Origin of the sequence: Undibacterium sp. Ji42W (assembly GCF_049340405.1) — a bacterium.
Lineage (GTDB): Bacteria > Pseudomonadota > Gammaproteobacteria > Burkholderiales > Burkholderiaceae_D > Undibacterium.
In genome coordinates, this window is the sequence record NZ_JBMPOV010000012.1 from 27,728 (window position 1) to 52,181 (window position 24,454).

Annotated in this window: 23 protein-coding genes and 2 pseudogenes; 19 read left to right on the forward strand and 6 right to left on the reverse strand. The window is 51.4% G+C overall.

Annotation, left to right across the window (positions count from 1 at the left end; genetic code table 11):
- Positions 1 to 50: 50 nt before the first annotated feature.
- The 3 genes from ACO0LG_RS23565 to ACO0LG_RS23575 all read right to left on the reverse strand — a co-directional run bounded on the left by ACO0LG_RS23565 (position 51) and on the right by ACO0LG_RS23575 (position 3,766).
- On the reverse strand, positions 51 to 2,162 hold the full coding sequence (locus ACO0LG_RS23565) for a prolyl oligopeptidase family serine peptidase (RefSeq protein ID WP_423030015.1): 2,112 nt from the start codon (positions 2,160 to 2,162) through the stop codon (positions 51 to 53).
- Between the two features lie 262 nt (positions 2,163 to 2,424).
- Complete coding sequence (locus tag ACO0LG_RS23570) at positions 2,425 to 3,183, reverse strand: anti-sigma factor family protein (RefSeq protein WP_423030017.1); 759 nt, start codon at positions 3,181 to 3,183, stop codon at positions 2,425 to 2,427.
- Positions 3,173 to 3,766 (reverse strand): sigma-70 family RNA polymerase sigma factor, encoded by a 594-nt coding sequence (locus ACO0LG_RS23575; RefSeq protein WP_423030019.1) that lies wholly within the window; start codon positions 3,764 to 3,766, stop codon positions 3,173 to 3,175. The genes ACO0LG_RS23570 and ACO0LG_RS23575 overlap by 11 nt, the downstream gene beginning before the upstream one ends.
- Positions 3,767 to 3,905: 139 nt before the next feature.
- Between ACO0LG_RS23575 and ACO0LG_RS23580 the strand changes: the two genes are divergently transcribed.
- The 3 genes from ACO0LG_RS23580 (at position 3,906) to ACO0LG_RS23590 (ending at position 5,666) form a co-directional block, all read left to right on the forward strand.
- Positions 3,906 to 4,304, forward strand: a complete 399-nt coding sequence (locus ACO0LG_RS23580) for a c-type cytochrome (RefSeq protein ID WP_423030021.1) — start codon at positions 3,906 to 3,908, stop codon at positions 4,302 to 4,304.
- A gap of 103 nt (positions 4,305 to 4,407) precedes the next feature.
- Entirely contained in the window at positions 4,408 to 5,280 is an 873-nt protein-coding gene (locus tag ACO0LG_RS23585; RefSeq protein ID WP_423030023.1) for a metallophosphoesterase, read from the forward strand.
- Positions 5,281 to 5,282: 2 nt separating this feature from the next.
- Positions 5,283 to 5,666, forward strand: a complete 384-nt coding sequence (locus ACO0LG_RS23590; RefSeq protein WP_423030025.1) for a cupredoxin domain-containing protein — start codon at positions 5,283 to 5,285, stop codon at positions 5,664 to 5,666.
- Positions 5,667 to 5,701: 35 nt separating this feature from the next.
- On the opposite strand, the gene ACO0LG_RS23595 is transcribed toward ACO0LG_RS23590, so the two are convergent.
- Both ACO0LG_RS23595 and ACO0LG_RS23600 read right to left on the reverse strand, forming a co-directional pair.
- Complete coding sequence (locus ACO0LG_RS23595; protein WP_423030027.1) at positions 5,702 to 7,804, reverse strand: sensor histidine kinase; 2,103 nt, start codon at positions 7,802 to 7,804, stop codon at positions 5,702 to 5,704.
- Entirely contained in the window at positions 7,782 to 8,519 is a 738-nt protein-coding gene (locus ACO0LG_RS23600; RefSeq protein ID WP_162039622.1) for a response regulator transcription factor, read from the reverse strand. The genes ACO0LG_RS23595 and ACO0LG_RS23600 overlap by 23 nt, the downstream gene beginning before the upstream one ends.
- Before the next feature lie 406 nt (positions 8,520 to 8,925).
- Here ACO0LG_RS23600 and ACO0LG_RS23605 point away from each other — a divergent pair, with 406 nt between their 5' ends.
- From ACO0LG_RS23605 to ACO0LG_RS23680, 16 genes and pseudogenes are all read left to right on the forward strand, one after another.
- Entirely contained in the window at positions 8,926 to 10,230 is a 1,305-nt protein-coding gene (locus ACO0LG_RS23605) for an SPFH domain-containing protein (protein ID WP_423030030.1), read from the forward strand.
- 2 nt (positions 10,231 to 10,232) lie between these two features.
- On the forward strand, positions 10,233 to 11,645 hold the full coding sequence (locus ACO0LG_RS23610) for a hypothetical protein (protein ID WP_423030032.1): 1,413 nt from the start codon (positions 10,233 to 10,235) through the stop codon (positions 11,643 to 11,645).
- A 111-nt stretch (positions 11,646 to 11,756) separates the two neighbouring features.
- The gene (locus tag ACO0LG_RS23615; protein ID WP_423030034.1) at positions 11,757 to 12,251 is read left to right on the forward strand and encodes a hypothetical protein; all 495 of its coding nucleotides are present in this window, start codon (positions 11,757 to 11,759) and stop codon (positions 12,249 to 12,251) included.
- 357 nt (positions 12,252 to 12,608) lie between these two features.
- Positions 12,609 to 13,928 (forward strand): HlyD family efflux transporter periplasmic adaptor subunit, encoded by a 1,320-nt coding sequence (locus tag ACO0LG_RS23620; RefSeq protein WP_423030036.1) that lies wholly within the window; start codon positions 12,609 to 12,611, stop codon positions 13,926 to 13,928.
- Between the two features lie 161 nt (positions 13,929 to 14,089).
- Entirely contained in the window at positions 14,090 to 14,497 is a 408-nt protein-coding gene (locus tag ACO0LG_RS23625; protein ID WP_423030038.1) for a hypothetical protein, read from the forward strand.
- Positions 14,498 to 14,573: 76 nt separating this feature from the next.
- Entirely contained in the window at positions 14,574 to 15,551 is a 978-nt protein-coding gene (locus ACO0LG_RS23630; RefSeq protein WP_423030040.1) for a TraB/GumN family protein, read from the forward strand.
- A 15-nt stretch (positions 15,552 to 15,566) separates the two neighbouring features.
- Positions 15,567 to 15,971: a hypothetical protein gene (locus tag ACO0LG_RS23635; RefSeq protein WP_423030042.1), complete on the forward strand. Its 405-nt coding sequence runs from the start codon at positions 15,567 to 15,569 to the stop codon at positions 15,969 to 15,971.
- 95 nt (positions 15,972 to 16,066) lie between these two features.
- Entirely contained in the window at positions 16,067 to 18,184 is a 2,118-nt protein-coding gene (locus ACO0LG_RS23640) for a peptidase domain-containing ABC transporter (protein WP_423030044.1), read from the forward strand.
- 103 nt (positions 18,185 to 18,287) lie between these two features.
- Entirely contained in the window at positions 18,288 to 18,698 is a 411-nt protein-coding gene (locus ACO0LG_RS23645) for a hypothetical protein (protein ID WP_423030046.1), read from the forward strand.
- Between the two features lie 177 nt (positions 18,699 to 18,875).
- The gene (locus ACO0LG_RS23650) at positions 18,876 to 20,123 is read left to right on the forward strand and encodes a putative Na+/H+ antiporter (RefSeq protein WP_423030268.1); all 1,248 of its coding nucleotides are present in this window, start codon (positions 18,876 to 18,878) and stop codon (positions 20,121 to 20,123) included.
- A 232-nt stretch (positions 20,124 to 20,355) separates the two neighbouring features.
- The gene (locus ACO0LG_RS23655) at positions 20,356 to 20,781 is read left to right on the forward strand and encodes a hypothetical protein (protein WP_423030048.1); all 426 of its coding nucleotides are present in this window, start codon (positions 20,356 to 20,358) and stop codon (positions 20,779 to 20,781) included.
- Entirely contained in the window at positions 20,720 to 21,421 is a 702-nt protein-coding gene (locus tag ACO0LG_RS23660) for a gamma-glutamyl-gamma-aminobutyrate hydrolase family protein (RefSeq protein WP_423030050.1), read from the forward strand. The genes ACO0LG_RS23655 and ACO0LG_RS23660 overlap by 62 nt, the downstream gene beginning before the upstream one ends.
- Positions 21,372 to 21,701, forward strand: a pseudogene (locus ACO0LG_RS23665) (sodium:proton antiporter); the annotation flags it as partial. The gene ACO0LG_RS23660 and the pseudogene ACO0LG_RS23665, both read left to right, overlap by 50 nt.
- An 81-nt stretch (positions 21,702 to 21,782) precedes the next feature.
- Positions 21,783 to 22,001, forward strand: a pseudogene (locus ACO0LG_RS23670) (glutamate--cysteine ligase); the annotation flags it as partial.
- An 8-nt stretch (positions 22,002 to 22,009) separates the two neighbouring features.
- Entirely contained in the window at positions 22,010 to 22,243 is a 234-nt protein-coding gene (locus ACO0LG_RS23675) for an isochorismatase family protein (RefSeq protein WP_423030052.1), read from the forward strand.
- Between the two features lie 146 nt (positions 22,244 to 22,389).
- Positions 22,390 to 22,857 (forward strand): hypothetical protein, encoded by a 468-nt coding sequence (locus tag ACO0LG_RS23680; protein WP_423030054.1) that lies wholly within the window; start codon positions 22,390 to 22,392, stop codon positions 22,855 to 22,857.
- A gap of 125 nt (positions 22,858 to 22,982) precedes the next feature.
- On the opposite strand, the gene creD is transcribed toward ACO0LG_RS23680, so the two are convergent.
- Complete coding sequence (gene creD / locus ACO0LG_RS23685) at positions 22,983 to 24,410, reverse strand: cell envelope integrity protein CreD (RefSeq protein ID WP_423030056.1); 1,428 nt, start codon at positions 24,408 to 24,410, stop codon at positions 22,983 to 22,985.
- Positions 24,411 to 24,454 lie beyond the last annotated feature (44 nt).

Here is a 24,454-nt window from a genome sequence, read left to right on the forward strand (position 1 = left end):
GCAAAAAAAAGCAGCCACACCGGCTGCTTTTTTCATCGTACCTGACTTGATTAATGCACTTGCACCGCATCATTGTCGCGCTTGAGCATATTCCACAAGAAGGTATATGTGATTGCACTCATGTCTGCACGTTGGGCATTGTTGGCCGCACCACCGTGGCCACCTTCCGTATTTTCGTAATACCAGACATTCTTGTGACCCTGCTCCATCATTTTGGCAGCCATCTTGCGTGCATGGCCAGGATGGACGCGGTCATCACGGGTAGAAGTAATGAACAGCACATTAGGATAAGTCACACCTGCCTTGACGTTCTGGTAAGGTGAATATTTGGAGATGTAATCCCATTCTGCTGGCACATCAGGATTGCCATATTCACCCATCCATGAGGCACCGGCCAGCAACTGGTTGAAGCGGCGCATGTCCAGCAAAGGTACCTGGCTGACCACGGCATTGAACAAGTCGGGGCGCTGGGTCAAAGCGACACCAGCCAGCAGGCCACCGTTACTGCCACCCATGGCACCCAGATGCTTAGGACTGGTGATCTTGTTCTTGATGAGGTCTTCTGCCACAGCAGCAAAGTCATCATAGGCGCGTTGACGGTTTTCTTTCAGCGCCAGTTGATGCCAGCGCGGGCCAAACTCGCCGCCGCCACGGATATTGGCAACCACGTACACGCCGCCTTTATCCAGCCAGCTCTTGCCCAGGCCACCGGAATATGAAGGTGTCATGGAAATCTGGAAACCACCATAGCCATATAGCAGGGTAGGGTTATTGCTATCGTACTTCATGTCCTTGCGGCGCACCACAAAATAAGGGACTTTGGTACCGTCTTTGGATGTCGTGAATTTTTGCTCTGTTTCATAGGCGCTGGCATCAAAGAAGCTTGGTGCCGACTTCAGCAGTTCACGTTTGTCATTGCCCGCATGGGCCATCATGTAGACGCTGGGTGTCAGGTAATCAGAATAACTGAGCAGGTAATCATCAGAATTTTCTGCGTCCATGCCACTGACGCCAACAGCACCCAGGGTAGGCAGGCTGACCTGACGCGCAGACCATTTGCCGCCACTGAATTTCCATTCTTTCAGATTGCTCTTGACGTTGTCCAGTGTTTGCAACAACAGGTAATTTTTCGTGATGGTGGCACCGGTGTACGATGTGGTGTCACTTGGTTCAAACAACACTGTGAACTCACGATTGCCTTTCATGAAGGCATCAAAATCGATCGCCAGTACACTGCCTGACGCATAAGTCTTGCCGCCAACTGTCCATGCTTCACGCGGGGTGATCACTGCCTGTTTGTCGAAGAAATACAGATTGCTCTTGGCCGGAATATCCAGCTTGGTCAGCTTGTCGCCTTCTTTCAGATATTGTTCTGACGTGTAGAAAGTGATCTGGCGGCTGACGAGTTCCCTGTGTATACCTTTGTGGTCACTGGAATTGGCACCTACAGCCATATCGGTTTTCTGGCCTTCAAACAGGGTCTTGGCAGTAGATAATTCCGTGCCGCGTTTCCATTCCTTGACAACGCGTGCATAGCCAGAATCAGTCAGCGTGCCGGCACCAAAGTCGGTGGCGACAAACAGGGTGTCTTTATTGACCCAGTCCAGGTTCATTTTTGCTTCTGGCAGACTGAAACCATCTTTGACGAAGGACTTGCTGGCCAGGTCAAATTCACGGGTAACAATCGCATCGGCACCACCGCGTGACAACTCGATCAGGCACCGGTCATACACGGGCTCGCGGCATACGCTGCCTTTGTATACCCAGTTTTCATTTTCTGCCTTTGCCAGTGCATCAACGTCGAGCACCACTTCCCATTTAGGTTGGGCTTTCTTGTATTCTTCCAGGCTGGTTTTACGCCAGACACCACGCTGGTGTTCTGCATCCATCCAGTAGTTGTAGACAGCATCGCCCATTTTGCGTATGCCGGGGATACGGTCTTTGGAATCGAGCACGACTTGCAAATCCGCTTTCAGTTTGTTGAAACCTGCATCGTTGTCCAGCTTGCTGCGGGTGACCTTGTTCTGGTCCTTGACCCAGCTCAATGCCTTGTCACCGGTGACGTCTTCCAGCCACTGGTGTTTGTCTTCTGCCTGGGCCAGCGCCAGGCTGGCGGCGCCTGCCATGCACAGCGCGGCGATCAATTTTAATTGTGGTTTCATTGCTTTCCTTATTGTTGGACAGGCCGTCTCAGCCTGGTATTTTTCTCACAGACGGCTATTGGCTATAGACATAGCCAGTCATTGACCCCGTGAGCAGGCGTTTGGTTCAGCACACCCGTCAGGGATTCTAAAGCCATGCTTTCCGATAGTGCGACGTGATTTATATGATGATACAAAACTAAGTTTTGCTTTTTGGATAAAAACTGTCGATGTCGTCAGGTTAATATGTTTTTGATAATTTTTCGGTATGTATGTCGAGATTTTATTCAGCAGATATCTTGATCTGATTCGCAAATTGCGCCAGCTCTTCGGCATTCATGTCGGAGACGGCGACATAGTGCATGCCAGCCGCGTTCCATTGCATCAACTGGTAACCCCGGCTTGATACGGCTGATGCTGACGCAGCCGGAGATTTGCCATTTTCAGGATAGACATACAGACTCACAATATGTTTGCGGCGCTGGTACACCAGTGCCGCCACTTGTCGGCCAGCCAGGTAATCAAGCCTGCCACCCAGCAAGGGGTAACCCTGCGCCGCCAGATCACGTACAGGCGGTGAAAAATCCAGCTTGCCCGCATACCAGGGCTTGACCGTATGCTGGTCTGAAGAGACAACGTCAACCAGATGCCCCGGTGCCAGCGAGCGGAAATGGCTGGACAGCACGTCCTCATTAACAATGTCATTGGCAGAAGGCTGGTTCAGATAGAGTATCAGCATGCCCGCAAAGGCAGCGCTGCTCATGCCCGCTAAACCCAGGTTGATCCAGGCCCAAGGCCAGCTACGGAAGCGGGACGGGCGTTGCTGCGACAGGTCTGCCATGATTTTTGTGCGCAATCCCGCAGGCGCGGTATGGTAATGCGCATGTTGTTTCACGCCTGCCTTCACTGCCTGCATTTGTGATAAAGCATCGCTACAATCATGGCAGCCTGTGATATGCATCTCCACCTGCGATGCCTGCCTGGCATCAAGCTCCTGATCGAGGTAGGCAGACATCAATGGCCTGATCTGCTTACATTCCATGTTCATCTCCTGATGGTCCTGCTTGCAGAAATGCCAGCAATAATTTTCTGGCCCTTGCCAGTCGTGACATCACCGTGCCGATAGGGATACCTGAGACTTCTGCGATTTCCTTATAGGAAAAATCATCCATTTCTTTCAATACCAGCACCTCCCTGAAAACCTGCGGCAGTTTTTCCAGTGCGAGATTGACGGTTTTGCCCACATCACGCATTTCCCATACATGGGCAGGGTCTTTGTCAAAGGCGTAGCTGGAATCTTCATTGCTGCCTGCGGCATCACCATGCATGGCTTCATCAAAAGCAATATCTGCGGCCATGCTCTTGTTGTCACGCAAAGTCGTGTAGTAGGTATTGCGCACTATCGTCATCAGCCAGACGCGGATATCTCCGCCGTGATAACTGTCACGGAAACGGAAAGCGCGCAGGTAGGCATTCTGCACCAGGTCTTCTGCATCATGGTCATTGCGCGTCAGCCAGCGTGCAAGGTTGTAGGCGGCATCCAGATGCGCAAGGGTGAGAGTTTCAAATTCTTTGGCAGCACGGTCATCTTTCAAAAACACACCCATTTTATTGATCCTTGCCATGAAGACTCAATATCGCACAGATTTATTCCCGACCTGGGCAAAAAAATAAAACAACATTTTTTGAGTCTGACGGGAATAAATTCCTGCCATTCCGGGTATTTGCCTCCATCAGTTTCATATCAAGGATAAGGCTAATCAGATGAATAGTCGACCATATTTGCTGGCAACACTGACCATACTGGCCGGCCTGGCCAACCTCGTAATGGCGGCAGAAGCACATGCAGCAGGCGATGCCGGTGCAGGGCAGGTGCTTTACCAGGCCAGGTGTGCAGCCTGCCACTCGGTTCAGTATAACGGTGTCGGCCCGGCGCATCTTGGCGTGTTTGGCCGCAAGGCGGGCAGCGTGGACGCTTATGTCTATTCTGCCGCCCTGAGCAAGGCCAATCTCGTCTGGAATGAAAAGCTGCTGGATGCCTGGCTGCGCGATCCTGAGAAATTATTACCCGGTCAAAAAATGGGTGTCTCTGTCGCTTCGGCACGCGAGCGTGCAGACCTGATTGCCTATCTGAAGACCCTGAAAGCACCGCCGACGCGGTAGCCGTGAATCAGCTGCCTTTAATTATCTGTCTTTTTATCCGTCTTTTTATCCGTCTTTTACCTGTATTTTTTTGAACAAGACCCTCTTCTATAAAGGAAACACCATGATAGACCGCAGAAATTTCCTGAAACTTGGTGCCGTAGGCGGTGGTGCCGTGTTCATGTCCGGCCTGTACCGCTCGGTACTGGCAAATACGGAATCTGATTTTTATTTCGTCCAGCTGTCGGATACGCACTGGGGTTACAGCGGGGACGCCAACCCCGAGGCCAAGAATACGTTGAGGAAGGCGATAGAAAGTGTCAATGCCTTGCTGCATCAACCTGATTTCATCATCTTCACGGGCGATCTGACCCATACCACTGATGACCCGGTTGAACGCCGTAGGCGCATGGCAGAATTCAAGGACATCACTGGTGACCTGAAGGTCAGGAATATTCGTTTCATCCCAGGTGAACATGATGCTTCACTTGATGCCGGTGCCGCCTATAAAGAGCATTTCGGTGCGACCAACTATAGTTTCGATCATAAAGGCGTACATTTCATTGCGCTGGACAATGTGTCCGACTCAGGCGCACGCATAGGCGAAAAACAGCTGGCCTGGCTGGAGGCTGATCTGAGCAAGCAGGCGAAGGATGCGCCTATCGTCCTGTTCACGCACAGGCCGCTATTTGACCTGGTGCCCCAATGGGACTGGGCCACACGCGATGGCGCGCAGGCGATTGCCTTGCTGACGCCATATACCAATATCAGCGTGTTCTACGGCCACATCCATCAGGAACATCATCACATGACGGGGCATATCCCGCATCATGCTGCCAAATCCCTGATTTTCCCGCTACCCGCCCCAGGTTCTCAGGACAAGCGCACCCCCTTGCCATGGAAGCCTGATGCACCATTCTCAGGTCTTGGTTTCCGCGAAATTGATGTGGACGGCAAAGTAAGCAGCGTCAGCGAATTCCCCGTGGTAAAGGCATGAACATGAAAGCATCCAGACGCCTGTTTTGTACGAGTGCGGCCGTGACACTGCTGGGCGCGGCATCCGTCATGACTGACAGCCAGCTTGCCCATGCGCAGGGACAATCCAGAAAGCGTGTTATCCCGGTCAAGGCGCAAAAATTTTTATTCCTGCCAAATCGCATAGAAGCAAAAGTAGGCGAAACCATCGTACTGGCTCTCACCGCATTGGATTTCACCCACGGTTTTAACCTGCCTGATTTTAATCTGCGCATGGATCTGGTGCCAGGCAAAGTCATCAACGTAGAACTGAAACCGGACAAGCCTGGCACCTATGAATTTTTATGCGATAACTTTTGTGGTGATGGGCATGAGGGTATGAGTGGCAAACTTGTTGTTATCGCCTGAATTTCAAGGCTTGAAAATCAGCATTTGAAACCAGCTTAGCAATTCCCTCTTTGCAGGCTGAGCGTAAAACTGACCCCATCGGCGACATTCTGTGCGCTGATGGTGCCCCCCATTTTTGCCATATAGGTTTTGGCGACAAACAAGCCCTGGCCACGGTTGCCATTTGCCCCTGAATCCAATTGGTCAGAAACACCATATTCAAAAATCTTGTCGATCAGGTCTTCCGCAATATGCGGGCCGGTATTGTGGATGCTGATCGTCACTGCCGTTTCCGTGCTTTGCAACCTGATGCTGATAGGCGTATCACCCTGGCGATAGCGCTGGGCATTGCGCAAGACATGGGTGACGACATCTTCGAGGGAATATTCGTCTGCCTTGACCATGATGACTTCATCCGGCCCCTGGTAAACCACATCCGGTATATCCACCATGGGGGCATTGTCAGCGACGTTTTTGAGGAACAGGGTGATATCAATTTCACTGACTTGCAAGACAGTAGATTGAAATGCCTCGCTCGGCGAAGCGCTGCCATACAGCACACGTATGGCCTGCTGCATGCGGCTGATGTAGCGGTTGCTCTGGTCATCTGCCGTGCCATGCAGGGCCATCAAAGACTGTAGCGGAGACATGATTTCATGGCCCACTGCATGCCACATTTCTTTTTCCTGCTCCGTGCGTATGGTTTCACGCTCCACATCTTCTTTTACCCGTCGCAATAAATCATGCAGGCAACTGGCCAACACGCCGAGTTCGTCCGGGCTGCGCAAATCGCTGACATCGAATTGTTCAAGCTCACCCGCACCTTTCATGGTCCTGGAAAGCGACACCGCGCGTCTGGTCAGCAGAGTGATGCGCCTGATGATGCTGACTTCGATCAACAGCCAGGCAAGGGTTAATGCAAGCAGCATCGCACCGACAAACCAGGACACGCGGCTGGCGACCACGCTCAGGCTCTTGCTAACACTGCGTACATCGCCCTTGAGCAAGACCTCATAATTCGCCAACGGTGTACTGATGATTTCTTTGCTTTCAAGTGGCACATCGTATTCATCCACAGGCAGCCTGCGTATCAGGCGCGTGATGATATTCCATGATTCATCGCTTTGTTCAAAGGCACCGGTCAGGTTGATCAAATCCTCCTTGTTGCCTTTACTGTCTTGATTGTCAGGCTTGCGAATGCGCAGGGTTTCGCCAGGCAAGAGGTTGCCTTGCAAATCCTTGAGGGAGAATGGTGTTGCAGTCGGCGTATTCTTGCTGTCGAGCAGGGCGGTGTCTGAATCTGGTGGCAGCACAGACAGGCTGACTTCCATCTGATCCAGGTCTTGTGGCGGCCAGACCGGGCGTTTTTTTTCAAATAAGGCTTCCTGCAAGACTGGTATCGGCAGGCGCAGTGAGAAGAAGGTATTCTTTTGGCAGTCAGCATCCTTGTCGTCCAGGTCAGCCTGGTTGCAAACTGCCTGTTGCCAGGCCCAGCCACGGAAGTCTTTGACTGGACGTGCATTCGGTTTGTTGGCTTCGCTTTCATTGAAACCTGTCCAGCGCCCGCGCACGCCCTGGTTTTGCCTGGCGGGTGCAATCTCTTCTTCAAACGGCGCTATCCAGCGATATGTCTGGCCGCGCAGGCTGACACTAACTTTCAGCCTGTGTGCCTGTGTCAGGCTTTCATTGCCACGCTTGTGAGATACCAACTGGCTACTGTTGAAGTTGCCCGCGATATAGATAAAGCCGCCCGCCCATGGGTTATTGCCTATGCCGCTACAGAGTGCACCTTCATTACCATACTGGACGAGGCAACCTGACATGGCGATCGCTTGCTGCACCTTGTTCTGGTCGTCAAAATCAATTGCAGAATACGGTAACAACAGCGGACGCAAGGAAGCGCGTTTGTTGTCCGCAGGGGGATTCAGCAGCGCCAGCTGCCCGGCAGGGTGGCGTAGCGTGGCTGATATTTGCAAACGGGTTTTATTGAAATTGCTTTGGTAATTATTATAGCTGAGCTGCTTTTCCTGCTGCAAGACAGACAGCGCCAGCCCCACGGTTGCCAGTGCCAGCAAGAGAAAAACGCCGCGAAATAAAATTCGCAGCCGGTAAGTCGCTAGCAAAAACTTGCCCATGTCAGCTTCTGCCCGCGTCGTCATCCACCCATCTGAAACCGCGCATGGGGACGTTTTCTATGCATTCAAAATCCGCATCAATCTCACGGAAGGCATCACGTATCGTCGAGACATGCTTGCGTATATTGTCGCGGTTGCGCCCGCTCTTGACGACTTCATACAAGTCTTCATACGACACCACCTGGCCACGGCGGGCAAACAGGGCCGCCAGTATGCGTTGCGCAGTCAGCGGCAGGTTGATGCGCTGGCCGCGCCAGATAGGGGTGCGCTGGCGCAAGGGGTCCATACTGAGCTGGTCGGCCGCCGGGCTTTTTGCGGCTTCTTTATAGGCTGCACTCTGGCTCTCTTTGTGCTGCTTGCGTTCCTTGACCGAGCGCAGCATTTCCAGAAAGGTTTCGATGAAATCAGCTTCTTCAAAGGTCGCCTTTTGCAGATAATCCCAGGCATCCAGTGCTTTCATGATGCTGCGGTAGATAGTGGCTGGCATGGCAGACACCACCAGTACTGGTGTTGCATGCTGCTTGTTGATGGCGTTGATGATGGCAACGCCGGCATGGCGCTCGCGCCCCAGTTCAATATCGAGCACCACCAGGTCATAGTTTTCGCGTGCGATAGCGGCTTCGGCATCGTCACGGCTGAACCACTGGTCTATCTGTATGCCCGGCTTTGCTGCTTCTATCCAGGTTTTTAACTGATTGCTGGTGGGCAGATCGTCTTCGATGACAGCTACTTTGACCACGGTTTTCTCCTGCGATGTATTCAATAACCGCAGTATCCACGCTTTCGCCGTAAATGTCATAAAGCCGCTGTGAGTTTTTCTTCACACGCGGCAAGGCTTACTCCAGGCGCGGAATAAATAGCTTGCCACAGTGATATTTCTGCCCCCACCGCAGCATTGTATGCTCCGTGGCTTGCGGAGCATGATGTGTCTCAGAACCTGCCGACGATCTTACTGCGCGAGCGTGATCGGGGCTCATGCGCTGCTCAAAATGCTCATGTACTCAAGTACATTCCGCTTTTTGCGCTGCGCTTCACTCCCGCTGACGCACGCTCGCTACAGATCGTCGGCAGGTTCTAAGGAAAGCAGGGCAAACGCCACTGCAAGAAACCCTAAGAACCTGTTACTACCTTATTGGAGAGCCATCATGTCTGACCGTATCAAATCCCTGGTACAAGCCGTAAGATCTACGCTGTCTTCCGTTTTCAGCAAAAGCGCATCGGGAATCAAAGCCGGGGCCAGGGTCACGACAGAATCAGGCATGTTCAGTAAAGTCACTTTCAAGCGCCTGGTAGTGCTCAGCCTGGTAGGTGGTGCCGTGTATGCGATCAGCACGCATCCACCGGTCAAACATATCCCGCGTGGTGACGTGGGTGTGCGTATCAACCAGTTGACCGGTCATGCTGACCAGGTGCGTGACGGTGCCCTGATTGTCGTACCCGGCCTGCATGAGTTGCGCCTGTTCAGCCTGCAAGACCAGTTATACAAACCCACACGCAGCAGCCGTGCCGATGGCGAGGCACCGTTCCAGTCGGTAGAAGGCTTGTCACTGGGGGTAGACCTGAGCATACGTTATGCGGTTGATCCGACCAAGCTGACCAATATGTCCACCAGCCTGCCAGAGAACATCAATACCGACATCGTTGAACCGGCAGTGCAGGGTGTGATCTACAAGGCATTCACCCTGTATACAGTACGCGAGATATTTTCCAGCAAGCGCGCAGAAATCCAGAAACAGATAGAAGCTGAGTTAAAACCCAGGCTGGCCGCTGACGGCATCATCCTGCGCAGCGTCATGATGGGCAAGGTGGACCTGCCTGCTGACTATAAACGCGGCATGGAAAAACTGCTGGCCGAAGAACTGGAAAGTGAAAAAATGCGCTATACGTTGGAGCTCAAAGACAAACAGGTAAAACAAACCGCGCTGGAAGCGGATGCCGACAAGATCAAACGCGAAAAAGCAGCCGAAGCTGCGGGCAATGAACAAATCATCGCTGCCAAAGCACAAGAAGAAGCCATGAAGCATGTATTACCGTTCAAGCAAAAGCAGATAGAACAACGGCAGTTTGAAGCCGAAGCAGAAAAGGTATCCCGCATCAAAACCTCGGAAGGCACGGCCCAGGCGCGCGTCATCGAAGCCCAGGGTGAAGCCGATTCGCGCCGCAAACTGGCCGATGCAGAAGCCTACAGACAAGACCTGGTCGGGAAGGTCGCCAGCGTGCAGATGGAGAGAGAAGGTGCACTGCTGACCAAGCACCCCTTGTTGATACAGAAAACCATGGCTGACAAATTGTCAGACAAGATATCCGTCATCATCGCACCACCACCAACAGATGGCAGCTTCATTGGTGCTGCATTGCTGGGTAGCGGCAGGAATAACAAGCAAGGCATGCAAAAAGTCTCGACAGAAGCTGAAACCGAAACCACCAACGAAAACAAAGAGAGCCAATAATCATGTTTGCTACCTTAGCTGCTGTCGCCGTGCTCGCTGTTGTCACACAAGACCAGGCACAATTGCGCGCCGCCCCCAAGGACGGTGCGCAACAACAAGCCATACTCTGGCAAGGTGACAGCCTGGAAATCCGTGGAGAAAAACTCGACTATCTGCAAGTGTATGACCACAGGCGCGAGCGTGCAGGCTATATCAAGGCATCGCAAGTACGCCTGGTGTCCATGCAGCCTGATGATGCGCCGGATGCCTTCGCCGTCATCCGCTTCCTGCGCGATACACCGGGTGCAGAATCCCTGGGCATCAGTTATACCGCGGCTTATTTGAAAGCCGCACCAGCCAGTGCTATCGGTGCAGAAGCCTTTGACGCACTCGGCAGCATGGCAGAACGCCTGGCAAAGCGTGCATCGAGCAAACAGCCCAAGCAAAATGAAGCCACCATCGCCGCCCACCTGGAAGTGGTTGCCAATTACGGTATCAACATCAAAGGCTATGAACGTGAAGGCCGCATGCAACTCTGCTACGACGGTGAAGCCTTCCGCCGCGTGCTGGCCATGAATGCCACACCCGACCAAAAAGCCCGTGCTGCATTGGCAGTAATCAGACAGGATTGCATAGACCCCACCATGCGCCCCACCGAGCGCTATGCCCTCGACCAGTGGCGTGCCGATGTACTCGACAAGGTCAACACCACCAGCCTGCCCGAGTATCTGAAAAACCGCATGCGCATGCGCAAGGCCAGCGTCTGGTCCAGCATCGCCTTCCAGCGCGCCCGCAAAGGCGATAAAGTAGATGACGCCGCCAATCGCGCATTGACAGAACTGGCCGCCGTCAATAAAGAAGAATTCGCCGATGAAGATGTCTATGCCTATGCCGACGCCGGTGTGCGGGTAGGCACGACGCGTTGGGCCGTAGAACCCGCCATCGTCCCCAAACCTGGCCTGAATGTCATCACTGCCCCAGGCCAGCCAGGCGAAACCTGCGTGATGCTGACTGATGCCAAACATGACGTAAAAACCCCGCTGGCAAAGCGCTGCACCTATAGCGTGGTCTGGGCCGCATCTGCCCGCGCCAATGCACAAAGCACTGCGCTGACACTGGCTGTACAACCCATGGAGAACTGGCGTGAACTCTGGCTGTTCCATCAGACCAGCCAGGGCTGGATCATCGACATCCTGCCACCAGCGAATAGTGACCCCGATCTTGGCTATGCAGAATTCGCAGGCTGGGTGCCCGGCACCAATAAAATGCTGGTAGCACGCGAAGCCAAAGTCGAAGGCCGTTTCAAAAAGAGTTTTGAAGTCGTCAGCATGGACAGCCTGCAAGTTGAAAATGGTGCCGATAAGCCGGGTTCTTTGAGCGTGTTCTACAAGTGGCAAGACCCGGCATGGAAGAGGCAGACCATCAGTTTGAGGTGAGGTATTTGCAGTGAGCGCAGTGGTAGTAATCAGTAGAAATAATCAGTTGAGGCAAAGTAGGTTGTATTCAAACAATACTTAAACATTTACATCACTATCAGGAGTTTTGCCATGAATTTCAAATTAGCGTCCGTCGTGCTGTTGTTCGCCAACAGCATCGCTTTTGCACAGGATGTGTCTCCCAAGATGCAATTGCCGGACTGGGCAAACAAGCAGCTTGATGGCTTGTCCAAACAAGAATCCATCGAGGTCAACAGCCGCATCAATCCCTTTGTCTGGCGCGGTAATTTTCTGGGTGCTGGCAAGGGTGACCTGGCGGTCCTGGTCAAAGATAGCAACAGTAATAAAGAGGGCATCGTCTTTTTGTCGCATGGCAAAGCCAAGCCTGTCATCGTTGGTGCCGGACATGCGACAGGCAATGGTGGTGATGACTTTTCGTGGCTGGAACTTTGGTATGTCGAAGACAAAGGCTCGCAGCCGCACAGCTATCATGCCAAGTCTGTCAAATTGCAACACGATGGCCTCGTGGTAGCGAAAGAAGGCTCCGCCAGCGGCTTGATTTATTTGAGGTCGGGTAAAGCAGTCTGGCAGCAGCAAGGCGACTGATTTTTGCACATGCGCGTGAATGGGTCGGGATTTAAAAACAGATGTCTGGACATTAGAACGATGTCCAGACGCTGAATGACAGCTCTTTGATGACCTGGTCGCTTTACATGGAAAAGGAGCGATCAGGACAAGCGGTTTTCAAGCGCCCGAGCACGCGGCGCGATCCTAGCAGAAAAATATTAAATAGTCTTTAAGCATGCTTAAAATATATTTTTTAACTTTCTTTGACATTTCCCGAGTGTTTTCATTTATGCTGTTAATCAGTGCACGGGAATTAAGTGCCTTTTTTGAAATATTGCTGTAGATAAACGAAGATGCCATTGAAATCGCAACAAATTGCAGTGAATAAGGCGGGTGATGAGTAAGTCCAGCCCCCTGTTTCGCCCTGAAGTGACAGCAGCATTAGGTAGTCAATGGATGGGATCCATCCGCCTGGCACAACCGCTCTCCGCTTCTTTGATTGCGATTGTTGCCCTGATCATTGCCGCGGTGTTGATTGCCTACATCACTTTCGGCAGCATCACTAAAAAAGCCCGCGTCACTGGTATCACAGTGCCTATAGGCGGCCAGCTCAGCGTGGCTGCCCCCAACGCCGGTATCTTGCTGACTACCCACGTCAAGGAAGGCGAGCAAGTCAAAGCCGGGCAAATCCTGTTCACGCTGAGTACAGAGCGCCAGAACAGCCAGGGCGAAATCACAGCCCTTGTTGCCCAGCAACTCGCCAGCCGTGCTGACAGCATGGCCGCAGAACAAAGATTGCGCCAAAGTCAGTACCAGGAAAAAAAGCAGGCCCTGCAACAAAGGCTGGCGAACCTGGCTCAGGAACAGTCACAGCTTGAGCAAGAACTCCTGCTTGCCCAGCGCCGCCAGCAACTGGCACAGCAAAGCGTCGCCAAGTATGAAACCCTGCAAGGCAATGGCTATGTCTCTGCCGCCCAGACCCAGCAAAAGCAGGAAGACCTGCTCGACATCAGCACCCGCTTAAGTACGCTGCAGCGTAGCAAAACCCAGTTGCAGGCCAACCAGATTGCACTGCAATCAGAACTTGATACTTTATCGAATAGCCTGGCAACAGACCTGACACAAATAGAAAGAGCCAAAGCCAGCCTCAAGCAAGAAGCAGCAGAAAATGCCAATCGTCAGGCTGTGCAAATCGTAGCCATGCAAGCCGGGACGGTGACAGCGTTAACGAACCAGGCGGGACAGGCCATCAATGCAGGACAAGTGCTGGCCAGCCTGATTCCTGTTGATGCCAACGGAGCTAATGCTGAAACAAATTCACTGGAGGCACATCTGTATGTACCCAGCCGCACAGCAGGTTTTATCCAGCCAGGGCAAGAGGTGCTGATACGCTATGCAGCCTTCCCTTACCAAAAATTTGGCTTGCACACAGCCACCGTCGTTGATGTCAGCCGGACGCCTTTTGCCCCGGCAGAGCTGCCAGCGCATCTGGCCAGTACGATCCTGAGCAATGCCCAGCAAGCCATCAATGGCTTCAACGCGAACGAAGCGCTGTACCGCATCAAGGTCAGGCTACATGAGCAAAGCATTAATGCCTATGGGCAAGCGCAAATGCTCAAGCCTGGTATGACGCTGGAGGCGGATGTGATACAGGACAAGCGCAGGATTTGGGAGTGGGTGCTGGAGCCAGTGCTAGCCATGAAACAGCGTGCCTAGAAACAGAAACAAAGAATTTCAGAATTCGATGCTGAGTCTGTCAGGAAAAACCAACAGACCCAGCCCGAAAAAACCGTTCAAGGTAGTCAAGACCTTGGACGGAGCAGTAAAGCCATGCCATGAGGTATGGTTCACTTAACCATGTACAGGAGTAACACAAAATGCGTATGATTACAAATGAAGAATTGATGGCCGTTGCTGGCGGTGATGATCCTGATCCAGTTATAGGAGTGGGTGCTGTTCGGTTTGACGCTGCCGCGACTCGTGAACCTGGTCAAAACTCTTGGGGAGAATCTACTTCAGGGGGGGCTACATTTTATGCGATTGCTATGGCAAGTGCTGCCTCAGATGCTGCTGCGTACAACAGGTGCATGGCGGAAAATTCAAAGCCAACGACGAGTAATCAAGTTGCATCTGGTATTACAGCGACTGGTGCCGGATTAGCGGCTCTTCCGTTTGGTGGACCAGTTGGTGCGGGTTTGGCAATAACAACTGTATACACCGGAATGAATGCTGCTGCTGTACAAAGTAACCAAGCAGGCTGTGATAGTGCCGACTACCGTCCCTGATTTTTTGAAATAAAGAAAGTGGACGTGACACAAAATCACGTCCAAGAAATATCATCAACCACTCAATGAGCCTGGAATGAAACGCATAAATTTTGACTTGAAGATACTTTTTTTCTTTTTTCTTCAACTGCTTTTCGTAACGTTGCCGATATATGCTTCAGGAGAAGAAAAACCTACTCAAGTACAAACGTTTTATATCAAGGTCTCAGGTCACGGAAACAGTTTTAGTGTCGCGCCGTCAATGCACAGTTCATTACACATTCTTTTCCCACACTATTATGCGTTCGCTATCAAGGAGCAGATAAGCAAGGCAAAAGGATTGTGCCTTGAAGTCGATGCTGTTGCTGGAAAAGAAGATATGTTATCCGGTAAATATGCACAGAAAATGCTTGTTAATGATGACTATAACATCCAACGTTATCTCGATAATGGGGAAAAGTTGCAGATATTAGCCAGTAATGCAAAGATTCCACCGCAATTACTCTCTCAATATATTGCACATGCGACCCCATTTAACTTGCAACAAGCAGCATTGATAGGTGCCTTAACGGATTCGAGTAACGAAAAGAATAAATCTCCTTCATTGGATATTCAATTTGAAGAATTTGCAAAAGTAGTCAAAGTTCCAATTCACTACTTGGAAAGTTCAAGCGAGGGGGCAGAACAAATTATCAGTACATTCTCGGACATAAAAGGATGGCAAACTTCATTACTAAGGCTGGCAGATTTTCTTGAATGTGAAGAGTGCAAGAAGAAACACATTCAACGTGGCTTAAGTATGGAGGAAGCAATTTTTCTTCGTGGAGATTTCAAACAGGCAAAAAGTGATTATGACGAACTCGGAAAACTTACTGGAGCTGATAAGCCTGCGGGTGTGGCGATTGGTGATAAAAGAACTGTGTATTTATTAGAAAAAATAGTGAAGCGTGCGAATGCAAATGAGTGCAGTGTCTTTGCGATAGGTGCAGCCCATTTTTTTGGGGCACATTCTTTGCAAGAAGAATTTAAAAAGCGCGGCTACAATGTCGAAATGGTTAATGTTGTGCGCGAATAGTACTGTATAAAATAAATGAAACCAGCACACATACACAATCCTGATCTCAGCAAGGCAGCACTCTGTGCACTCGTTGCCTGCCATATTTCAGTCGTCCTGTTTTTTGTAACCAATGCAGTCCTCAATCAAGCGCGATTTCTGAATTTCTGGCTGCCAGCCGTTGCCTTCTTTTGCTTGTATGGCTATATCAGTACTGACGATGAAAAAAAACTGGATATCAGAGCAGTAACGAAAGAGAAAATGTCATTGAAAAAAGGAGTAATCGTTCTTTTTTTCTTGATATTTCTACTCGCGACCAAGAAGCAGCCACTGGACTTTTCAGATGCTTTTTTATTGACCATTCTGTTAGCTATTATAAAAGATTATCTGGTAGATATGCTGGCGATGCATCAATTGGCTGGTAAGCCTGACCAGCAATAATCATGTCTATCCCTACCTTTATTGCGCTCCGTCGCAGTCAATGTTTTTCGTCCTCGTTGCCCCCATCCCAAGCACCAATTTATTTCGGGTCATAAATGAAGCCCATCCTCCAAACCGAATCCAGCGAATGCGGTCTCGCCTGCCTCGCCATGGTCGCCAGCCATTTTGGCTATCACTCTGACCTCGCGGATCTGCGCCGTCAATTCTCGATCAGCCTCAAAGGTGCCACACTAGCGCAACTGATGCGTCATGCATCAGCAATGCAATTGAACAGCCGCCCTTTGCGCCTGGAACTGGATGAACTCGATCAACTTGCCTTGCCTTGTATCTTGCACTGGAATCTGAACCACTTTGTGGTACTGAAAACTGTGAGCAAGGATTGGCGTGGCAAAGTCACTCTGGTCTTGCTGGACCCGGCTGTCGGCGAACGTCGTGTCGGGCTGGAAGAAGCCTCCAAACATTTCACGGGTGTCGCCCTTGAGCTAGCACCCAGCCCAGCCTTTAAACCGAAGGATGAAAAAAAGCAAGTCGCCCTGCGTGATCTGACAGGCCATATCGTCGGCCTGCGTCCTGCCATTGTCAAAGTGATTGCCTTGGCCCTGGCCCTGGAAATTTTTGCTATATGCTCACCTCTGTTCAACCAGTTCGTCATTGACGAAGTCATCGTCAGTGGTGACAAAGAATTACTCGTCGTGCTGGTGTTTGGTTTTGCACTGTTGATGATTACCCAGACTGCAATCGGTCTCGCCCGTAGCTGGTTTTTGATGCGCTGGAGCATGGATATCGGCCTGCAATGGTCGGCGCGTGTATTTGCCCATCTGGTGCGTTTGCCGGTTTCTTATTTTGAAAAGCGGCACCTCGGTGATGTGGTGTCGCGCTTTGGTTCCATCGGTGCCATACAAAGTACCCTGACCAGCATGTTTGTCGAGAGTGCGCTGGATGGCCTGATGGCCGTACTGGCGCTGGTCATGATGATGGTGTATAGCGTCAAGCTCAGTATGCTGGTATTGGGTGCTGTGGCCTTGTACGCGGGTTTGCGCTGGGCCTTCTATCAACCTTTTCGTGAAGCATCACAAGAGCGGCTGATCCTGTCGTCCAAAGAAAGTAGTCACTTCCTGGAAACCATGCGTGCCGTCACGCCCCTGAAACTGTTTGGTCGTGAGACTGAAAGACTGTCGCGCTGGCAAAACCTGAAGATCGATGTACAAAACCGTGATATCAAGACGCAAAAGCTGTCCATTATCTTCAAGGTCAGCAATACCCTGATCTTTGGCATACAAGGCCTGGCGCTGTTTTATATTGGTGCTGGCCAGGTCATGCAAAATACCCTGACGGCGGGCATGCTGATGGCTTTCTCCAGCTATGCCGGTACGTTTACTGGCCGCATTTCCAGCCTCATTGATGTCTTCATCAGTTACCGCATGCTGAGCCTGCATAGTGAAAGGCTGGCCGACATCGTGCTGGAAGAGGCCGAGGCAGAAACTGCGATCGAAACTGATCTCTCGCGCATCAAGGCGGTGATCACGCTGAAGAATATCAAGTTCCGTTATGCCGAGGGTGAACCCTGGGTACTCAAGGACATTAATCTGACCATACCTGCTGGGCAAAGCATCGCCCTGGTTGGCCCCAGTGGTTGTGGTAAAACTACCTTGTGCAAGATCATTCTGGGTTTGTTGAAACCAACAGAAGGTGAAGTGCTGATAGACGATATCCCTATCACTCAACTGGGTATCAAGACTTATCGTCAACTGGTGGGCACGGTCATGCAGGAGGATGTCTTGCTGGCGGGGTCCATCATGGACAATATCGCTTTCTTCGACAGCCATTGTGATCAGCAGAGAGTAGAAGAATGTGCGAAGCTGGCAGCCATTCATGAAGAAATCAGCAAGATGCCCATGGGTTATCAAACCCTGGTAGGTGATATGGGCAGCAGCCTGTCTGGCGGCCAAAAGCAGCGCGTACTACTGGCCAGGGCCTTGTACAAGCAGCCTAAGGTATTGGCACTCGATGAAGCGACCAGTCATCTGGATGTGAACAATGAACATAAGGTCAATCAGGCGCTAGGCAATTTGCAGCTGACGCGCATCATGGTGGCGCACCGGCCTGAGACCATCAATGCGGCTGAGCGGGTGGTGTCTATTCAGGACGGGGCTGTGGTGGAGGTGCGGGCGGCTGTTGTGAAAGAAGATGGGGCGGGTTTGAAGCTGGCCTGATCAGTCAATTTATAGACATCTGGCGGACACAATTGGTGTTCCAGATATGCTTGTTGTCTGTGATAACAAATTTGGCTGATTGAATACTGTAAGGAACAAGCAAATGACGACAGAAAAGAAGAGCATTTTTGAAACCAGCAAAATGGCTGTGTATGTTGCGCTATTGGCCAACGTCTCAGTGTTTTTATTTTTTATGATCCATGCTATCCGCGATGGTGCACCAATGTGGAGTTTCTGGGTGCCGCTCGCGGCCTTTATCATGCTCGAAGCGTATGTCGTTTTTGAAGCATACAAAAAAACAAATGCAATGACGATGAGGATTAATCTCAGGGCACAGTGGACTGGCATCGTATTCTTTTTCCTGGCGCTGTTCTTGATCATGACCAGGAACTGGGCTGAATATAAATTGACTATGGTAGATGCATTTATCTTGTGTGCCTTGGCTGGTTGCATCAAGGATAGTATTTTGCAGGCCATGGCAATGCATAGATTTTCCGGCTTTTCTGGCATATGATGGCTTGGCTGACTGCCGTACTCTAAGGTATTGGTGAGTAGAAAAATACAGTGATGTTGAACTCTGCCTAATACAAAATGGCAAGGCTTTTATCGGTCTCTGCCACGCCGGTTTAGCTCGTAAGCAGGCTCACGCTCGTGTAATATATGTCTCTGTATTGATGCGGGAATGAGCGTGATGAACCTGATGGAAACCCTGGGTGCAGTGATTTTTGGCCTGGCTCTGTTGCATACTTTCAGCGCCAAGTTTTTTGAAGTGCTGGCGCACCGGCATGCCAGGCATGCGGGCCTGTTTCACTTGTTGGGTGAAGTTGAAGTCGTGTTTGGCTTCTGGGCTTTTGTGCTCATCGTGGTGATGGCGCTGGTGTCTGGTGGAGATGTAGCCGTAGCCTATGCCGAGTCGCGTCAATATACCGAACCCCTGTTTGTCTTTGTCGTCATGGTGGTCGCTGCGTCGCGCCCCGTGCTGGAGATCGTTGGCCGTGTGCTCAAGGTGCTGGCGCGTTTCACGCCTGTGCCTGATGCTCTCGCGATGGTGTGGTTTGGCCTGGCAGTCGTGCCTTTGCTGGGTTCATTGATTACCGAGCCGGCGGCGATGACTCTGGCTGCCCTGATGCTGGCATCAAGAATTTTTAGACAGGGCATGCCTGAGTGGCTCAAGTATGCTGCGCTGGGTGTGCTGTTCGTCAATGTCTCCGTAGGCGGTACGTTGACTTCTTATGCCGCGCCGCCGGTGCTGATGGTGGCATCAGTGTGGCAATGGGATAGCGCTTTCATGCTGGCCACTTTTGGCTGGAAGGCGGCTGTGGCAGTGCTGTTCAATGCCAGCGTGATTACACTGCTTTTGCGCAAGCACATACCGGCGCAGAGTGCAGCAGACAGCACGCAAGTGCAGACAGTGCCGCTGATCGTCAGCCTGATACATCTGGCTTTTTTGGCGGGCGTTGTCCTGTTTGCCCATCACCCGGTATTCTTCCTCGGCCTGTTCCTGTTCTTCATGGGCTATACCCAGGCGTATGAACGCCATCAAAGCCCCTTGATTTTGAAAGAGGGTTTGCTGGTCGGTTTCTTTCTCGCTGGTCTGGTGGTGCTGGGCGGTATGCAGCAATGGTGGTTGCAACCCATCGTCTCCAGCCTGCAGCCGCATACCCTGTTTTTTGCGGCGCTCGGCCTGACGGCGATTACGGATAATGCGGCACTGACTTATCTGGGTTCCTTGATTGCTGGCCTCAGTGAGCAGGCAAAATACCTGCTGGTTGCCGGTGCGGTCGCTGGTGGCGGGCTCACCGTCATCGCCAATGCCCCCAATCCTGCAGGCGTGGCTTTATTGAAGCGTGGCTTCAATGATGAATCGATAGGCGCAGTTGGTTTACTGCTCGGTGCCTTGCCGCCAACGCTGGTAGCGGCATTGATGTTTTTGTTGTGATGTAAGATGTGAAGATCGCTTGAATCCGCTGCTGTAGTCATATTTTAAAAAAACAGAGTTGAACTATACTGAATAAACCGCTACTGCATGAACTGGCTTGCCTGACTCAGACGATGGAATCAAGCCGCTCTAGCGTGTAGTATCTTCACTGTCACAGCATGACGATGTTTCTTCATGAGTATGCAGACAGGTATGCCTTGGCTTTCACCTTTATCAGCGATGGATATATGCCATGCCGGATGAGAAAAATGATCAAGCACAACAAAATACCCCGCACTCTGGAATAGTGGCGTCTGTTGTTGCAACTGACCCACCCGTAAATCTGCCCGTACATACGGTATCAGGCAATCTGGCAGAGCAGGCCAATCTATCCCCATCTGCCATCCCAGTGACACAGACTGCAACTGCGACCAAAGAAACAGTTGAAGGGCAAGCCTCTTACCTCGCTGATGAATCTCCGTGGCGCACGATGATACGTGTTATTACTGCGCGCCTGCGGGCTACCTCCATGCGTACAGCCAAGGGCATTACCCAGCGTACCCTGAAGATTAGGGGTATCTGCCCGCATCTTCCATCCGCAGGCGGGTGCAAAGGGCTTGTCGAGCAAGACCTTGCAGTATCTGGAAGAATCCATCGCCCAATGGGTCATGGCGCGTGATGTGATGGTGTTCATGATCCCCTCAGTCAACACTAATGGCTTGATACGGCCCAGCAATATACGCCTGCGTGACTATGCCAGGCATCTTGATGGCCTGGTCTTGCAAGGTGGTGCCGACGTTGCACCTGAAAGCTACTCACAACAATCGACCCGCCCTGAGTGGAATGGCGACCGCACGCGCGACATGTATGAACTCGAGTTGTTGCATGAATTTATCGAAGCCGACAAACCGCTGCTCGGTATCTGCCGTGGCTGCCAGTTATTGAATGTGGCTTTTGGTGGCAGCCTGTATCAGGACATCGTCACTGAAGTGCCTGGTGCTATCGCCCACGTCAATGACCTGTACGACCAGCATGGCCATGAATTGCAATTTACGCCGCACTCCTCACTGGCACAGTTGTTCCCTCCTGGCATTGTTGCCAAAGTTAATTCCATCCACCATCAATCGATCAGGAATCTGGGCAGGGATATCAAGGTAGAGGCCATTTCACCTGCAGACAACATCGTTGAAGCAATACGCTATCAAAAAGCAAAATTTGTCGTGGGGCTGCAATGGCCTTGTGCTGCTCGCCAATATCGCCTTTGGCTTGATGCTGTTCGAGTTTGTCTACCGCATCAACCTGCGCTGGCTTCGCCTTAATCCCTGGGTAGCCGTGACAGGTTTGTTGGAAGCAGCAGCCAGCTTTGCTACCGTGTATTGTGTCGCCCTTTGGTATGGCAGCACGCAACTGATGTCGCTGTTAATGGCGGCACTGGCGATGTCATCTTCACCCACTGCCGTATTACGCGTGACTAACGAGCAACGCAGTTCTGGCCAGGTCAGTGAACGCATCCTGCACCTGACTGCGATCAATTCTGTGCTGGCAGTTTTTGCCTTCAAACTCATCCTTGTTTATAGGGTCATGCAGGCACCAGGCGATATTCTGAAAGCTTCGGCCCAGAGTTTGCAAGTGATGCTGGTGGCTTGTGCCTTGTGCCTCCGTGCTGGCGGGGACAGTATTGTGGAAAGAGCTGCTGCCCTGGCCGCCTGCCTACAAGTCCTGTGTTCTTACTTGGTGAAAAGACGCGTAGCAGCGCCAGAAGAAGACGACTATCTCGTCTATAACTACAACCGATTCCAGGCCTGCCGTTTTGGCTTTGAGGGTGTCACCGTGCATCCCAAGACCTGTCAAAACAGCATCTTGCGCGAAGACATACTCGCTACCCTGAACAAACTCAAACACAGCAATTGCGCGCAAAAGACATACAGGAACTGATCATTTGCGGGCTTAAAACCCAGTACTGCATAGACAGCAATTGCCGCGCTGCCAGTGAACTGGGTTTCAAGGTGATTCTCGTAGAAGATGCGCATAGCTGCAATGACACCGAGTTGCTGCCTGCCAGCACCATCATCGCCCACCATAATTCGACCCTGAATGGCCTGTTTGCCAGCCTGGTCACGACCGAAGATCTGCGTTTTTAATTCTGCCAGGCAAGAAAGCCGCCAGCCAGTGCGGATTGAAATTGCAAAAATTTCAATCCGGACTAGAATGCTATGGTCTGGCTGATCGTAACCAGCCTGGTGAATACGGTTGAACTGCATTTCAAATCCTGAACACGGAGGCAAGAATGAAATTACTGCGCTTTTATGTTGAAGTAGGAGGAGAAGAATTTGATGCCGACCGCTTTGCCCTGGCGGCGGATAGCAAGGGGCTTGATGGTGCAGTCTCGCGCATCAGTAACAATAGCAAGACACTCAAGCGCTGGGGTGAAGATGCGCAGGTGACGATTCATCTGGCAGGGCCAGCGCAGCCAGACAGCAATGGCGGGGCCAGGCAATGGTGTACCGGCCTGCTGGAATGTGCCGGCGAATCAGAAACAAACATGCCTGCATGGCTGGCAGAAGAAGCGCAACTGCTGGATTTTTTGGAGCAGGTCAACTACAAATTACCTGCTGTTGCAGACTATTGCGATGGCGAGTACTTTATCTTGCTCAGGCTTGTTTATGCCACCTCAGGCGCAGGCCTGCATTATTCAGAAACCCTGGTGCGCACTCTGACCGAGATCAATGCGGGGTTGACGATAGACCACGCATAAAAAAAACAGAACCTTGCCTGCAAATTTGCAACTGACAAGGTTCTGCTTATTTCTGCTTATTTCGAGCTATTTCTGATTATTTCTGATTATTTCTGGATAGTATACTTACCCAGTTGATTTACTGATCAGGCATGATCAACCACGCTGTCTGTGGCTGGCTTGCCGAGATGGTACCAATCGACCTTGCGGGTCGCCAGCATGATGCCGGACAGGACAGCAAACAGCAGCAGGCTACCCATCATCATGGCATTGTTTTCTGAACTCAGCAGACCAAACAAGATGCCGTACAAGACCGTCAATGCTGCGCCAAATCCCAGGCCGCGCTTCCAGTTATGCAGTACATTGGCCAGGTAAATACCAATAAGCAAAATACAGGCGGCACTGGCTGTCAGGTAGGCCAGCACGAAGCTGATCTTCTCTGACAGGCTGACCAGCAGCAAGAAGAAAATCACCAGCGCCAGGCCCACCAGGGTGTATTGGACAGGGTGGATAGGCAGTTGCTTCAAGACCTCGAACAAAAAGAAGGCGGCAAAGGTCAGGGCGACGAACATCAGGCCATATTTGACGGCGCGGTCAGCTTGCGTATAGATGTTGACAGGTTCGATGTAAGAGACACTGAAGATATCGATAGGCGATGCCGATGAAGTGGGGCTGCCATCTTCATTCAGGTTTGTACCACTCGCTACTTTGACTGCATTCCCGGCATTTTCGAGTCGCGTCATTTGTTGCTGGGCATTGCTGGACAGGGAAGAAATAGTCCAGTTTGCACTGGTACTCTTGTCTGTATTCACCCTGCCTTTTGTTGATGGCAGGAAGCGGCCACCGTATTGCATATGCGGCCAGTTGGATGCCAGCGTCACCTGGTTATTTTTTGCCAGTGGAGTAAAGCTCAGTTTTTCTATGCCATCAAGATCCAGGTCTATCTTGAATTTGACTTGCCTTGCACTGGCGAGATTAACGCTATCGAGCCCTGCATGGATACCGCGCTGGAAAGAACTGAGTTTGCTGCCTTGCTTGAATTCTACGGTTTGTTCATTCCATGTGAGTTTAGGGAAATTTTGCAGGCCACGGGTATCACTTAATCCCATGGCAATATAAGGCGTTTCCGCCAGGGTGATGACGGCCTTGGGATTGTCCTTCTGCACCATGTTCGACAGCTCAGGCAGCAGGAAGTCCCCCGTTATTTTATGGTGCCCGGTATACACCAGCACTTTGTGGATGCCGCGATAACGCTGGTCAGTATCGATATTGCCCATGATCTGCATCTCATTAGGGTAGATGTAATGCTTTTTATTGACAGACATCTGGCGGCGCGTGGTTTTATTCAACGTGGCATCAAAGCTCTCATCTTCCCAGGTCTCAGTATAGGGAACAACGAGCACCGGCCCGACGATGACTTGCTCACTGACAGAATCCGCCGTGATACTGCGCACCGCTTCATCGCGGTAACGCATGCGTTCCCAGATGGTGGCTTGTATCATCGTCAGCGGCACATACAGCAGGATAGCCAGCAGGCCAACGATAACGATTTTAAATAGCAGACTTCTTTGCATGACAGGCTCCGGTAATGGCGAAGCTTGTAATGTAAAAAAGGAAT